This is a genomic window from Lysinibacillus irui (assembly GCF_028877475.1).
In the GTDB taxonomy this organism is placed as follows: domain Bacteria; phylum Bacillota; class Bacilli; order Bacillales_A; family Planococcaceae; genus Lysinibacillus; species Lysinibacillus irui.
The window spans coordinates 2,526,724-2,541,883 of record NZ_CP113527.1; the positions used below are offsets into that span (position 1 = coordinate 2,526,724).

14 protein-coding genes are annotated in these 15,160 nt (G+C 35.3%); 1 reads left to right on the forward strand and 13 read right to left on the reverse strand.

Going from position 1 to position 15,160, the window contains the following annotated elements:
- Positions 1 to 48: 48 nt before the first annotated feature.
- The 9 genes from OU989_RS12840 to OU989_RS12880 form a co-directional block, all read right to left on the reverse strand.
- Positions 49 to 1,701, reverse strand: a complete 1,653-nt coding sequence (locus OU989_RS12840) for a M20/M25/M40 family metallo-hydrolase (RefSeq protein ID WP_274793434.1) — start codon at positions 1,699 to 1,701, stop codon at positions 49 to 51.
- Positions 1,702 to 1,730: 29 nt separating this feature from the next.
- Positions 1,731 to 2,453: an amino acid ABC transporter ATP-binding protein gene (locus OU989_RS12845; RefSeq protein ID WP_274793435.1), complete on the reverse strand. Its 723-nt coding sequence runs from the start codon at positions 2,451 to 2,453 to the stop codon at positions 1,731 to 1,733.
- Complete coding sequence (locus OU989_RS12850; protein ID WP_274793436.1) at positions 2,428 to 3,123, reverse strand: amino acid ABC transporter permease; 696 nt, start codon at positions 3,121 to 3,123, stop codon at positions 2,428 to 2,430. Before OU989_RS12850 ends, OU989_RS12845 begins: the two co-directional genes overlap by 26 nt.
- Positions 3,124 to 3,275: 152 nt before the next feature.
- A complete protein-coding gene (locus tag OU989_RS12855; protein ID WP_274793437.1) occupies positions 3,276 to 4,103 on the reverse strand; it encodes a transporter substrate-binding domain-containing protein in 828 nt (275 codons plus the stop codon).
- Positions 4,104 to 4,124: 21 nt separating this feature from the next.
- The gene (locus OU989_RS12860; protein WP_274793438.1) at positions 4,125 to 4,871 is read right to left on the reverse strand and encodes an SDR family NAD(P)-dependent oxidoreductase; all 747 of its coding nucleotides are present in this window, start codon (positions 4,869 to 4,871) and stop codon (positions 4,125 to 4,127) included.
- A gap of 11 nt (positions 4,872 to 4,882) precedes the next feature.
- The gene (gene gcvPB, locus OU989_RS12865) at positions 4,883 to 6,469 is read right to left on the reverse strand and encodes an aminomethyl-transferring glycine dehydrogenase subunit GcvPB (protein WP_274793439.1); all 1,587 of its coding nucleotides are present in this window, start codon (positions 6,467 to 6,469) and stop codon (positions 4,883 to 4,885) included.
- Positions 6,470 to 6,490: 21 nt separating this feature from the next.
- Complete coding sequence (gcvPA, locus tag OU989_RS12870; RefSeq protein WP_274793440.1) at positions 6,491 to 7,879, reverse strand: aminomethyl-transferring glycine dehydrogenase subunit GcvPA; 1,389 nt, start codon at positions 7,877 to 7,879, stop codon at positions 6,491 to 6,493.
- A 27-nt stretch (positions 7,880 to 7,906) separates the two neighbouring features.
- On the reverse strand, positions 7,907 to 8,677 hold the full coding sequence (locus tag OU989_RS12875) for an SDR family NAD(P)-dependent oxidoreductase (protein ID WP_274793441.1): 771 nt from the start codon (positions 8,675 to 8,677) through the stop codon (positions 7,907 to 7,909).
- A 328-nt stretch (positions 8,678 to 9,005) separates the two neighbouring features.
- Positions 9,006 to 10,397 carry a sigma-54 interaction domain-containing protein gene (locus OU989_RS12880; protein ID WP_274793442.1) on the reverse strand — a complete coding sequence of 464 codons (1,392 nt, stop codon included), beginning with the start codon at positions 10,395 to 10,397 and terminating at the stop codon, positions 9,006 to 9,008.
- Between the two features lie 555 nt (positions 10,398 to 10,952).
- Here OU989_RS12880 and rpoN point away from each other — a divergent pair.
- Entirely contained in the window at positions 10,953 to 12,272 is a 1,320-nt protein-coding gene (gene rpoN, locus OU989_RS12885) for an RNA polymerase factor sigma-54 (RefSeq protein ID WP_274797342.1), read from the forward strand.
- Positions 12,273 to 12,347: 75 nt separating this feature from the next.
- Here the strand turns inward: rpoN and OU989_RS12890 are convergent, their stop codons facing one another.
- The 4 genes from OU989_RS12890 to OU989_RS12905 form a co-directional block, all read right to left on the reverse strand.
- Positions 12,348 to 12,641, reverse strand: a complete 294-nt coding sequence (locus OU989_RS12890; protein WP_274793443.1) for a hypothetical protein — start codon at positions 12,639 to 12,641, stop codon at positions 12,348 to 12,350.
- Between the two features lie 135 nt (positions 12,642 to 12,776).
- Positions 12,777 to 13,883, reverse strand: a complete 1,107-nt coding sequence (locus OU989_RS12895; protein ID WP_274793444.1) for a PA2928 family protein — start codon at positions 13,881 to 13,883, stop codon at positions 12,777 to 12,779.
- A 28-nt stretch (positions 13,884 to 13,911) separates the two neighbouring features.
- Positions 13,912 to 14,742 carry a CbrC family protein gene (locus OU989_RS12900; RefSeq protein ID WP_274793445.1) on the reverse strand — a complete coding sequence of 277 codons (831 nt, stop codon included), beginning with the start codon at positions 14,740 to 14,742 and terminating at the stop codon, positions 13,912 to 13,914.
- A gap of 32 nt (positions 14,743 to 14,774) precedes the next feature.
- Entirely contained in the window at positions 14,775 to 15,083 is a 309-nt protein-coding gene (locus OU989_RS12905) for an antibiotic biosynthesis monooxygenase family protein (protein ID WP_274793446.1), read from the reverse strand.
- Positions 15,084 to 15,160: the final 77 nt, after the last annotated feature.

Genomic DNA, 15,160 nt, shown 5'->3' on the forward strand with positions numbered 1-15,160 from the left:
ATAACTATCAAAAGAAGTAAAATAGGAATGACCATGAGCATGTATCCATTAATTATTTAGCAATTTATCTATTACTAGCTTTGTTAAATTGGGCATTATCTCCATAGTATATTTCAATTCGGTTCTTTCATATCTATTATGTGCATCATATCCATATGGCCCAATATTGATTGCAGGGATATTTAATTCTCTAATGGCATCATAATTTACATAATGTTTGCTTCCCCAGCTAGGATTATTGTTAATAACTGAATTCACACTATCTTCATCGACATTTATAGCGACGCAACTCATATCACAAATATGAGGGAAATAGTTTTTTTGAACAATAGGCTTATCATAATATGGTTGAACTTTTTCAACAGCATAGTCTAAAGCCATTAGTAAATTTTTTTCTTTTTCATTTTTCCCGGTTACTTCAACACATGGTGAGTACAATGAAGAATAAAAAATAATTATTGCAGGACTCTTATCTTTCGACCACTTCCAAACTTCTTCTACCACTCTTGCAGAATACATACGTACATCTAACGCTTTATTTTTTAATAGTTCCTGTTTAAAAATTTTTATATGTTCTTTGTAATCGTCCCCATATTCTACAATAATTGATTGTTCTAATTCTTCATAGAACAATACCCTTGTCTTCCATGGCAATTTTGCATATTCCTGACCACTTATTTCGCAATATCTCTTATAGTGATTGTTTAAATTAGTGATTGCATTATCAAATGCCATTTCTGCATGGATTTTTAACTTTTCTAAGACCTCTTTAGGTGACCAGGATTGCACAAAGAAATTATAATATACATAGGAAGCAAGAGCTGTCTGTACTGTATATGTTTCTTTAAAATCAGTTTGCTTCAAACTTACAGGTGGCATTGGTGTTTCTCCTAATGATTGATCACATAACTCTGGGTTATATGCAATTTGTCTAGTTAACTCTGCAGCAATATAGTTAGGGTCAAGTCCTTCAAAACTAGAACCTACATGACTTTCCGCCCCAGTAATATAAAAGGAAGGGAGTAGTTTACCGACGCTGCCTTTATATATATATCTACTTTCATCCCCCTCATACTTAGGAGCAACAAAATCGGAGTTAATTAATGCTGCGTAATCAAAACCATGTTCTTCTTTTAACCTTTTTAGATCCGTTAAACCAGACAATACTCCATGGGAACTATCCTCCTCATCACACTCAGCAAAAAATACAATGTTTCCATTCAGTTCCTCTGGATGTTCAGAATAATATTTTAATAAATAATAATGGCTTGCAACACCACTCTTCATATCAAGTGTTCCTCTACCAAATAACCATTCATTTGATTCTAAATGCTCTCTTACCAACGGCGGCACTTTTTCACTCTTTAACGCTTCATGAAGTTCATTAGGTAAACAAGCTTTCTCCTTCAAACTATTATAATCATCGATACCTACCGTATCTGTATGTCCCATTAACACAACCGTTTTATTACTATCTCCTTTAGTACCTTTTACAAAGGCAAACACATTGTATCTTTCAACCTCATCATCTATCGTACGTGAAGTAAATACATAACTGGAGTTTTTCTGGAAATAAGGTAGGCTAGAAATTGTTTTAGCCAGTGACTTTGAAATATCAATTTCCCCTTCGGTATTTACAATGCTCTCAATATTTACAAGCTCGTTCGTAACCCTTAATACTTCTTCATACGTTTTTAACATCGATCATCATCCCCTAATTACAGAAATAATTATAAAACCTGCTGTAAAAACTTAATGGTTCTTTCTTGTTTTGGAGCTTTAAAAATTTCTACTGGAGAGCCCTCTTCAATAATTTTACCGTCTGCTAACATAATTACCCTATCGGCTACTTCCTTAGCGAAGCCCATTTCATGTGTGACGACGACCATCGTCATGCCGTCTTTAGCAAGGCTTTTCATGGTTTCTAGAACTTCCCCTACCAACTCAGGATCCAATGCTGATGTTGGTTCATCAAATAACATAACACTCGGATTCATTGCAAGTGCCCTAGCAATAGCAACTCGTTGTTTTTGACCACCAGATAGTTGTTCCGGATAGTAATTAGCTTTATCCGCAAGACCAACTCGTTCTAACAAACTCATAGCAAATTTAATTGCTTCTTCTTTACTTTGCCTTTTTACCTGAATAGGTGCTTCTATTATATTTTGTAAAACACTTAAATGGGGAAATAAATTGAAATGTTGAAATACCATACCCATATTTTCTCTTACAAGATTTAAATTAGTTCTTTTTACATCAATAATTTCATCATTAATGCTTATCGTACCTGAATCTAATATTTCCAAAAAATTCATACAGCGTAATAAAGTGCTCTTCCCTGAGCCACTAGCCCCTATGAGAACAACTACTTCCGATTTATTAATTTCAAGGTTTATATCTTTTAAAACCTTCAAGTCACCAAATGATTTAGAAAGCGATTTCAACTTTATCACGTTTTTTCCTCCTTCCAACATCCAGTCGACTTTCAAGTTTATTAAATAACAATGTGAATAATAAGACTAAAATTAAATAATAAATTCCTACAACAAAGTATGTTTCAAGAGGCATATAATTGTAAGCTTGGGTTGATAGTGCATGGTTAAATAATTCAGATACTGCAATGTAGGCTACTAAAGACGAATCTTTTAACCCTATGATGAATTGATTAGCTAATGCTGGAATAGCTCTTTTAAAACTCTGTGGCAAAATAATTCGTCTCATTGTTTTAAAATAGGTCATTCCTAAAGATCGACCAGCCTCCATTTGGCCTTTATCTATAGATTGAATGGATCCACGGAAAATTTCTGCAATATAAGCTCCTGAATGGATTCCAAGCGCAATGGCCCCAGCTGCAAAGTCTGTTAAGGTAAAGATACTAGAAATTCCATAGTATAAGAACATAAGTTGTACAATTAAAGGCATACCACGAACAACAAAAATATAAGTATTGGCAATACTTTCCAGGATTTTAATATTGGATACTTTAAAAAAGGCAAACACTAACCCAATCACACATGCAATAAATAAAGAAACTATTGTTAACTCAATGGTTAAAACGGTCGCTTTTAAAAACTCCATGCCATGCTTTTGAAATATTGATGTTACATTTGTGAGAAAATCCATAGTAATCACCTAACCTCTTTTAAGGATGTGGATATGAAAGACACTTATTTAGAAAGTAAAATAGAAAGAATTTTCAATTTACTTAGTTTATAATTCAATTATTTTCTATGCCTAGTACATCTTTAGCATACTAGGCACGCTATTTTTAACAGTTACTCTAACAAGTCTTTCCCAAACCATTTCATACTTATTTCTTTATACGTTCCATCTTCGACCATCTCTTCAATCGCATTATTAATCGCCTCTAATAAAACTTCGTTATCTTTATTAATCGCCACTGCTATTTCTTCTCTTTTAATGACCTCTCCTAGGGCTTGAATCTTCAATCCTGACTCTTGCATTGCTGAAATACCTACAATTCTATCTGTAATCACTGCATCTAGACGACCGGGTGGAAGATCTTGTAATGCATAAATTTCACTAGGGAATTCTTTGATTTTATCTGTATAATTCTTTGCATCTTCAACATAAGTACTAGCTTGCATAACACCAATCGTTTTTCCCTTTAAATCTTCTACTGTTTTAATATCCTTATTTTCACTAGAGATAAATACTGTAGCACCTGAAACATAATAAGGGATTGAGAAATCAACCTGTTTAGACCTTTCCTCAGTTGCTGTCATACTACCAATAATCGCATCATATTTATTTCCTCGTAACCCTTGAATAATCGTTTCCCATGGATTGGTTACGGGATTTGCTTCAAGGCCAATCCTCTTTGAGATTTCTTTCCCGATCTCAACATCAAAGCCGACTAGTTCTTGATTTTCCTTATAATTTAATGGTTTTAGTAAACCACTCATTGCAAATGTTAACTTTCCGTCCTTAACCAATTTCATTTCTGTTGCTACACCTTTGTCTTGATCCTCACTTTTTGCATCCGCAGTTGCCGCAACTTGTGTATTTGTTTTATTGTCCGAACATGCCGCCATCAACGAAATGACCAACACCAATAATAAATAGAATGTATTTTTCTTCATCAAATAACCCCTTCCATTTAATTAAGCTAGTTCTCCACCATCAATAGCAATGGCTTGTCCGGTAATATAGGACGAATCATCCGAAGCAAGGAAAGCGTATAATGCTCCGACTTCTTGAGGATCTGCATGTCGTTTCAGGGGGATACCTTCATTGACAACTTCCAACATAGCTGGTGTATATTCAGCCATTTGCATTGGCGTTAGCACGTATCCAGGACATATCGTATTTACTCTGATATTTGGAGCAAGCTCTAACGCCATTGTTTTTGCTAATAGATTAACACCTGCTTTGGAAGCGTTGTAATCCGTATAGAATGGATGACCTGTCACTCCATTTGTAGACGCTGTCATAAGTATGACACCCTTGCCCTGCTCCACCATAATTTTTGCGGCTGCTTGTGAAGTATAAAATACACCGTTTAGATTAATGTTTAATACTTTATTCCATTGTTCAGGACTAATATCAAGAAACTTATTGCGAATGCTAATACCTGCATTCGCAATAAAAACATCTACACCACCTAAATCTCTTTTTATATTCTCAAAAACAGCATTTACATTTTCAGGGTTACTAACATCTACTACATATCCTTTAGCAATTCCGGGATTTTCTTTTATCGATTGTTCAATACCTTCTTTATTAATATCTAAAATAGCCACTATCGATTCTTCTTCTATAAAACGTTGTGCTGTGGCTAATCCTATACCACTAGCGCCTCCCGTGATGACGACTCTCTTATTTTTTAAACTTCTATGATTGGTTCTCATCCTAACACCCCCTACCTATTATTTATTAATACTTCCTTTTTATTTTTCATCTTTTGTTGATATACCCTCCATGAAATACACCATTTTGATGGCTCATCTAAATAATCTGCTTCAATTAATTGATGAATTGTACTATTTTGCGGTGCTGCTTTAACAATTTCTGGCGTTTCGTATGCTTCTTTAGAAATCTGCTCCAGCGCTTGAATATATTCATCTAAATCTGCTTTAGAATAGGATTCTGTTGGTTCAAGTGTAAATGGTTGCGGAACAATATAAGGATGATGACTAGTCCAGTAATGTAAACCGAAGTCAGTCATTCGGCGCTGCACATCCTCTGTTGTCACACCTGTTTCTTTCTCCAGTTGCTCCCAACTATATCGAACTTGCTCTAATCGTTGCCCTTGTATATACGGCACACTTACACCACGAATTTTTGATACTTTACTATACAGATAATTATTATTTAATACAGCTGTTTCTGCCACGGCTTTAAGACCATCTGCTCCTAGTGCTCTAACCCAAGCATAAGAGCGTAAAATAGTTTGTGCTACCCCATGGAATGATCGTACTTTTCCAATCGAATGCTCTAATTGATCATTTAACACATACTGGTCTCCAACCTTCTCAACAATTGGTCCTGGCAAATATGGCTTTAATTCTTCTGTCACCCCGAGCGCCCCTGTTGCTGGTCCTCCACACATGTGAGGTGCTGCAAATGTTTTGTGAAGATTGAAGAAACACATGTCAAAGCCTGCTTCTCTTGCTCGTGTAATTCCTAACAGTCCATTGGCATTTGCCTGGTCGTAGTAACAAATTCCACCTGCATCATGTACTATTTTCGTAAATTCCTTAATTTTAGAATTATAAATTCCTGTATCTTCAGGGTTAGCTACTACAAATCCAGCAGTTCTTTCTGATACAACTTCTTTCAATTTATTAATATCTGGGAAACCATTTTCATCTGGGGGAATAGTAATTATTTTGTAACCTTTTACTACTGCTGTAGCTGCTTGAGATGGATGAGAGAAGATGGTTGTAATAATTTCATTACGTTGATCTGCCTCACCTTTCACTTCAAAATATTTGCGTACAATTGATGCCATGGCAAACAATGCTTGTGTCCCACCACTTGGTTGGAAGGAGAAGCGATCCATCCCGGAAATTTCACGCATCGCTAAGTCCATATTGTGAATGATTTCGAGCATTCCTTGGACAGTACTTGGATCTTGTAAAGGGTGAAGTTCCATTATTTTAGGATTACGAATAAGCAATTCATTAATTTTAGGAATATACTTCATCGTACAAGTACCTTGCCCAATTTCAACATTAAAATCAGAGCCTAATGTTTCTTGTGAAAGCCTTACATAATGTCGTAGCACACGTGCTTGACCGATTTCTGGTAAATTCAGTTTAGCTACCCTTTTCATATTTTGCGGTAAAGATGAAACACCATCACCGACCGCTTCTACTACCTCATTTGAAGGTTGTGGAACTTCTACTCCGACTTCTCCTGGTTGATGTAACTCAAAAATAATAGGTTCATTCCATTTAGCTTGATGAAAGTCTTTATTTACATTATCTCTTACAATCTTATCCATGTTAAAACTCCTTTCCACCATTTAATTTCCAGTAATTGTAGATAAAGCATTCACTAGCTTATCGATATCCTCTTTTGTGTGAACTTCGGTTACACAATAGAGTGCTGCTTGACCATATTCAGGAAACTCCAACGATAAATCTTTACCTCCAAAGATTTTTTGCTCTAGTAATCGTGAATTAATTTCTTCTACTGTTAATCCTGTATCATTAAAATCTATAATGAACTCTTTGAAAAATGGTGAGGTAATTCTTGAACCTCGAATGTTTTTAATCGTATTCAATTGCATTACTGCATACTGACTGTTTTGCATGATAACTTGACCTAACTCATACATGCCATTAGGTCCCATTAATGATAAATACACACCTGCCGTAATACCCCAAAGAGCTGTTTGTGTACCTACAGATTCCTTACCATTTTCTCGATCCGCAAATGAAGTACGATCATAGGCAATGTCACCGAAACCATATTCACCTTTCTTAACAGTCGGAATGATACCGAACAAGCGGGATGGATATTCATTCACAAATTTCGGGTCGTTATAGGTTGCAATAAATCCAGCTTGCCCTCCACTATAATTCATGTGCATACCTAATGGTTGAAGATCTCCACAAACAATATCAGCCCCATATTGACTTGGTGGTGCCAAAACCCCTAGTGAACTTGGATCAACTCCAACAATCATCAGTACGCCATATTTTTTAGCTAGTTGTGAAATTTCCTGTCCTTGCGACTCGATGAAGCCTAAATATGATGGATTTTCGAAGTAAATAGCTGCAACCTCGTTTGACAATTTTGCTTCTAAATCGGCTAAGTCCATTAATCCTGTATTAATATTAAATTTGACCCCTTCAAATGATAATTGGGGTGTACCATAGTTTGTTATAACTTTTCTGCGTTCTGGAGAAAGTGTATTAGCAAGTAAAATCTTCGTACGCTTTGTAATCCGACTAGCCATACGAATCGCCGTAGATGCAGCTTGAGCCCAATCAAATGTGGGAACATTAACAACTTCCATATCCACAAGCTCCGCCATCAAGCTTTGATATTCAAATAATGCTTGAAAGCGACCATGATCCTCATAGGGCTCTCCTGCATAAGCTGTTAAAAACTCCGCACGTTGGTTCACTTCATCACATACGGCTGGAATGAAGTGTTGCCAGCAACCTGCTCCTAGAAAATTAATGTATTCATTGGAGCTTATATTTTTATTTAAAAGCCCATCAATATGGCGTCGTAACTCTAATTCATTCAAAGCTTTCGGGATATCCATCGTACCTTTAAAATGTAAATTTTCCGGAATGCACGAATAAAGCTCCTCAACGGATTGAACTCCTATTTCCTCTAACATTTCTTGTTTGACCTCAGATACCATATTAGGAATATATGGATGAACCTTTTTACTCATTTAAAATGCCTCCCTCTATTATTAATTTTAGGCTAATCCGCCACCATCAACTGTTAATGTAGTTCCTGTAACCCAAGCTGATAAATTACTTGCAAGGAATAGAACCCCTTTCGCAATATCTTCAGGTGTTCCTAGTCTTGCTAACGGTCTATCTACAGCCGAACTACGTAAAAAACTTGATTCGTCTATGTTTAATTGTTTTGCCTCCCCACGTAGTAATGGCGTGTCAGTATCTCCAGGACAAATGCAATTTACGCGTATATTTTCAGGGCCATGGTCAATGGCCATAGCCTTTGTTAAATTTACAACTCCTGCTTTTGCAGCACAGTAAGATGCAGCTTTGTCTCCACCTTTGATTCCCCATCCTGAACCTGTATTAATGATACTGCCACCGTTATCTCTCATGAGTGGGATTAAGTATTTAGAAAGTAGATAAACCCCTTTAAGTGAAACATTAATAACAGCATCCCAATCCGCTTCGTCTAGATCCACTACTGTTTTTCTGCGAATAATACCCGCATTATTAAAAAGTACATCTACTTTTCCGTATCTTTTCTGGATAGAATCAGCCACATTTTGGCAGTCTTGTGTATTCGTCACATCGCATTTTAAAAACTCAACATCTAAACCAGCCTCTTTTAAATTTTTTTCTGTATCTTCACCTTTTTGTTGATCTATATCTAGAATCACAGTTTTCGTTCCCAACTCACTTAATAATTTAGCTGTAGCAAGACCAATCCCCGAGGCCCCTCCTGTAATCACAGCCACTTTACCTTCTAATTCAAAGTAGTCTTCCAAATACATCTTCCTCCTTTCATTTCCTTACTATATATCTAGCAAAATACGTGCCAACTGTAGAAAACTTAATTTCACAAAGCTATTCAATCTGCAGAAAAGTCAGAAACTTCAGGTGTTAAAGCTACTTTTTCATAATGCGATCAATAGGAGAGTTAACAATATACTCACTTTCCTTTTGCCATATTTGTCATTTCTGTTGTCACTTTTGTCATTAAAATTAACCATAAAAAAACACAAATACCTAGGAAGTTCACTTTAAATTACTCAAAGGAGGTGAGGAATTTAAAAATCTTCCACAAGCTTGGTATTTGTGTCAAACTAATTTATACTATAAATTTACACTTTTTAGTTTTCTATAAAGCGTCCTTGTACTTATTCCTAATTCTTCGGCAACTCGTTCTTTTCCAGCAGTATCATCTCCATATCGAGCGAGCATTTGGTAGATGACCTCCATTTCTGTATCTTTTAATATAGTAGAATTGCTATAAAGATTTTTCGCTTTATTCTTTTCGATAATATATTTGGGTAAGCTTTCCTTAGTTAATTGTAGGGAATTTTCCATTACCATACTGTACTCTAATACATTTTCTAACTCTCTTATGTTCCCTGGCCAAGAGTATAATTTCAACTCCTCCAAAAATTCATTTGAAAAATCTTTAATAAATTTCCCTGTTTTATGCTGAATCTTTTCAAGTAGCTTTTCAATCAAATATTCAATTTCATCCGTTCTTTCCTTTAAAGGGGGCAACGTTAAAGGGATAACATTTAGACGATAATATAAGTCCGAACGAAACTCACCTTTTCTCACCATATCTTCTAAAGATTTATTTGTAGCAGCAATAATTCTTACATTTACTTTTCTAGGCTCAATTGCTCCGACTCTATAAATAAGTCCATCTTGCAATACCGTTAACAGCTTTGCCTGTAAATGTAATGGTAATTCTGTAATTTCATCGAGGAATAAAGTGCCCTTGTCTGCCACTTCAAAATAGCCCATTTTTCCTTTTCTTCTTGCCCCTGTAAACGCCCCTTCATCATAGCCAAATAACTCACTTTCAAACAAGTTTTCAGGAATACTTGCACAATTCAGCTCTATAAATTTCCCTTTATGTGTAATGCTATTTGAATGGATATATTTAGCTAATAAACTTTTTCCCGTCCCCGTCTCTCCCGTTATGACAATTGACGATGGGCTATTTGCAATACTACTTAACTTACTCTTGATAAGTTGTAAGTGAGGTGCGTTGCCTAATACATATTTCGTGTCAGTTCCTTTTTTATTTTCAAGTAATAAATAGGATCCTTCACTGTTCAAGGCATTGATAATCATATCTCCCAACCTAGTTAACCAATTCTGATATATCTTCTGCTCAGAAGAAAGTTTTTTCTCCCCCTCCTCTGTAAAACTGACAAATGTCAAATATCCGAAGTGACGATCTCCTTTTACTAAATTCATCATCATTTCCACTTTAGATGGACAATTATTTTGGAATCTACAACCAGAACACACTTTCATTTGGCCAGGCTTTTGTAAATATTGAACAGACTTAGAATAATATTTTTGGAAGAACGGCAGGTGTACTGTTATCCCTTTTTGCTTTCTATATTCTTCTGTTGCTAGAAATACTTCACCATTTGAAGTGAAATAGGCCATTTCTAATTGTAATAGTTCACCAAAAGCATCCAGCATAGATTGCACTAATTTTTCGGCATTCAACATCATATCCCTCCACATACATCAAAAAAGTAATAATACTAATTTAGTTATAGTAAAAAATAGCTCCTAATTAAACTATGTTATATGGAACGGAAGCCCAATTATCTTCTCTTTTTTAATTCGCCAAAAGTTACATCTTACCTTTAAAATTTTCTGTCAGTAAGGATAATATAGAATCCCTTTCCAATTAGAAAACTTGTAGGTAGGATTCACAACAAAAAAGCCACCCAAAATTGAGGCCCTATAAAAGTAAAACTTAATACTTAATGGGGCAGTACATGGGTAGCTAATTTAATTATTTATATTGTAATCTATGAAACATTAGTGCATTAGAGGGGAACATGTCAAGTCGGTTCCATGGTTGAATCCTCTATCATTAGGAGCATAAAATTACCAGATAACCTAAGATCCATTAACTATGTGATATACCGTTCTGTTTGTAGTCTTCATTCGCTTCCTACAAATAATCTTTATTAACTATTTGATCTATTATAGACAAAAAATCTAGATTAGATAATAATAACATTACATAGAGAAAATGAGGTGATTCCCTTGAAAATGAATTTAAACGTCTCACAACAAATTACCCAAACGTTGACAACCGAACTCATTCATCAATTGGAACTACTACAATACTCCAGCTCAGAATTAGAACAACATATTTATGAGAAATCAAATGAAAACCCTTTATTAACTGTAATTGAGAAAAATATGAATCATACAAAGGACATTGTAGACCTTGCCACAATGTCTATAAAAGGTATTCAACCTAAGCAAAAACAACATTATGATTTTATTCAAACTCGGCTAACACAGCAACATTCATACATTACCCAACTACTTGATCAAATACCCTTCCACCCAGATATTACACCGCATGATAGAGATATTTTAAAATATTTCATATGTAACCTCGATGAACACTTATTTTTAAATGTAGACCTATCCAAAGTTGCTGAATCTTTTAACATCTCTTTAGACCATATAAAAATACTGCTAGAACTATTACAAACCTTCGAACCTCTTGGCGTTGGAGCAAGAGATTTTAAGGAATATTTATTAATTCAAATATACAATGATCTAGAAGCCCCACCTTTTGCAGCTCAATTCATACAACATCATTTAGAGCAAGTAGCTAATTTATCAATTAAATTGTTAAGTACGACTTATGACATTTCTATAGAAGAAACGCAAAGAACCATACAATATATACGAAACCTACAACCAATCCCAATTTCACTGGATAGTCATACGAATAACGAATATATTATACCTGATGTAATCATCAGTAAACTGAATGGGGAATGGATTATAGAAGTTAATAATCGGTTTTTACCTAAAATAGAAATTAATCAAAATTACGTAGATCTACTAAAAGAATCCGTTGAAGATTATGCCTATTACCAACAATGCATGAACGATATCATTGTTTTAACGCAAGGGATTGCTCAGCGTGATAAAACATTATACAGCCTGACACGATTACTTCTTGATATGCAAGCTTCATTCTTTGAGCATGGAATAAATGCCTTATCTCCAATGCGTTTAAAAGATGTTGCACAAGCATTAAATATGCATGAATCCACGATAAGTCGTGCGGTTAAAAATAAATATATCCGTACAGAACATGGCGTCTTTGCACTACAGTCTCTATTTACAAAAGGCATAATCAATGACGCTGGAAAACTTGATTCTGTATCATTTGTCAAACGCCGCATTAAAGAATTAGTAGAAAATGAAAATAGGAAATTCCCTCTATCAGATCAACAACTAACGGAAGAATTAGAAGCGGAGGGTGTTCGAATTTCACGTCGAACAGTTTCAAAATATCGTAAAGAAATGAACATAGCCAATTCATCTAAACGTATTTATTTATAAAGAGAAAAATAAATACCCCTCATTTGGGCTGACTGTCTTAAAAAAGCGAGCAGTTCCTAAATGAAGGGTTTTTTATCACTTCTTATAACCAGCCTTTTTTAATACCTGCATGAAATAAAAGCGATACGTATTTTGGACAAATGTCTCTAATGGGAGTCCCACATTGACCTGATATTTAGTAAAAATAAAATAAAATCGTTTGTCCCATTTTAAACGTAATAGCTCTCCTGCCTCTTCACCATACTCCGCTGTAAATTCCATAATCAAGGGCTCAATCATCTCATAACAATAGTCTTTTAAGTTGGCGAGAGCTTCTATATCTTTATCTCTTTGAAAGCGAATAATCCATTCTACTAATTGCTCGTTCATTCGTCGTCATCCTTTTAAGTAGTGTTTCTTCCTATTTAAATTATACGCTATTTTACAAGAATCGAAAAAAGAACTATGATTCTCCTTGATTATTTACTTCCCTTAATACAAGGGCCTTGTTCAATATGTTCACGTTTAATCGATCGGTCGATTCCATCGTAGATGATAGTGAACGGTCTTCTTCCTTGTTTCCTTATCTAAAACAACTAGCCTATCACCCGCTTGAATGACATAGGTATTCTCTAATATGCGAACACCAGGCTGTTGTTGCTCTTGGTTGATGATCCCTATATTTTCTTCCCATATTATTTGATGTTTGTTCATATCGTACAGTAGTAAAATATGATCCGCACTTTCTCGCTGTGTTTTTCGATAAGAAACGATCGCCGTTTTTTGGGCTATATCCACATCAATCACTTTAGGTTCTAAATTTTGATAAGCTTGTATGGCAGGCTCTGTTAGGACAGCTTGACTAAGATTATTGATTACTTGATCGTCTTCTACTGGCTGTTGATGCGTGGCAAAATAACCAGGTAAAGATGCTTCAATAAAGAAGCGTGCTGAAAGATAGTCTTTAGCTTTTGGCTCCTCGCTTAACGTCTTCCCATCATAGTGATAGAATTTGCCATCGACACCCTCCAAATATAAATTATTTTCTAAGGCTACCATCTGATGGGCACCATTGCTCAACACATCTATTAATGGCTGATGCTGCTGACGAAATTCTTTTTCAGAGAGTATTTCTTTGCCTGTTGTCATATCTAGCAATGACAATTGGCCAAATTCATCGTCACGATGATGAATAAGGAGACCACCCATAAATTTCCCAATAAGTGTTTCTTTAGAAGAGGAAGATTGTGTCCACTGCTTTTCTCCTGTCTCGATATTCACTGCAACGAGGAGATAATGAGAAATTATATGTGTAATACCATTCGATGTTCCGTTATTTTCAGAGCCTCGCACCATTTGAACAGCAATACTTTGTGAATCATCTGTATAAATGGCGGAATCTGATTTGATTGGAAAAGCTCTCCCTGCTAAGCCAAAAATAATCATTAAGAAATTGCTGATCAATAAAAAAATAATGAGCAAAATGCTAGACGTGATGAGCCGTTTCCGTTTTATAACGATAAACAATACTAGTAATAATCCTAAGCCCAATATGACATATAAAAAAATATCGTGGATTAACCAACCATTTAAGCGCCAAGAATACAAATATCGTTGAAGAAATTGTTCCATTTTTCTACCTCCTTAAAACCAAAAACTATTAGCTAAAATCAGAATATAGTACATATCGGTCACATTCTAAGCACTGAAATAAATAGCCTTGATGATGACCATTGTTCATTAAGGATGCAGAAAGTTCATCTTTCGAAAAGCCTGTGTAATTGTCAAATTCATTGTCTATCCCTAGCTCCACTAAATCACTCCAGCCGACATAGCCGATAAACGCACAATAGTCCGAACAATGAGCCACCCAATTATTGCCCTGCCAGCTTACATAGCCAGGCGTTCGATAGAGCACTTCCTCGGCAAACTTAGGATTCGTAACCTGTTCATCATCTAGTAAGTCTTGCTGGAAAGAACCATCATATTTTTGAGCTGCTTCCCCACTATGTATGCAGGAAGGACAAAGATAATCTACATCCTCAATTGCATAAATACCACCAGTATAATAGACATCAACCTCCTGCTGGCAACAATCACATACAACGAATTCATCTGTTTCAAAAATTTTAGCTTCGAGAGGGTTTGGTAAATATTTAAACGTTGGGATTTTCGTTTTTAATTGCCGATGGTCTCTAATTTTTCTTGGTAACAGAGGATTAACGGAATTTGGTTTATTTATGTAGGTTTGGAGAACGCCATATTTTTTCAGATCTTTCTTATCTGCTTTATTCATAATAGTTGTAAATAATTGATAAGCTTCTGGATACATTCTTAGTAAGCAATAAACCTCTACTAGTATCCTTAACGTTTCTTCAGTTTGTGGCTCCTGCTTTACTTGATCTTTGAAAGCATGCATTTCATTAATCGTTATTGGATTGGAAGGATTAAAATTTTTTCTAAGTTCATGCCATTTGTCCGCGATTATCATTATAAAGTAGGCCCCCTTCTCATTCACTATTTCTATTTTACAAAAGAATACTCTTTTATTATTTGGCAGATTTCTACTTGATAGTTTGTGTACCATTTACCTTTACCCAATTGTTGTGCAGTCAAATGCTTGGCATTGTCTTTCCAGGCTTGAATAGCTTCTAGTGATTCCCAATAGGACACCGTAATACCTCTACCTTCATCGTTTCTTACACTTTCAACACGCAGGAAGCCAGGCTGTTGCTGTGCCAATGTGTTTATTATTTCCGCCATCTCGCCATAGCCCTCCCCATCTCGATCGGTTCTTTGCGATGTAAAAATTACTGCATAGTACGTTTCCATTTATTTCTCCTCCTCTATAACTTTTATTGTAAACGATAATAACTTTAACTAAAATCATAATATAGAAAATTGAAAGG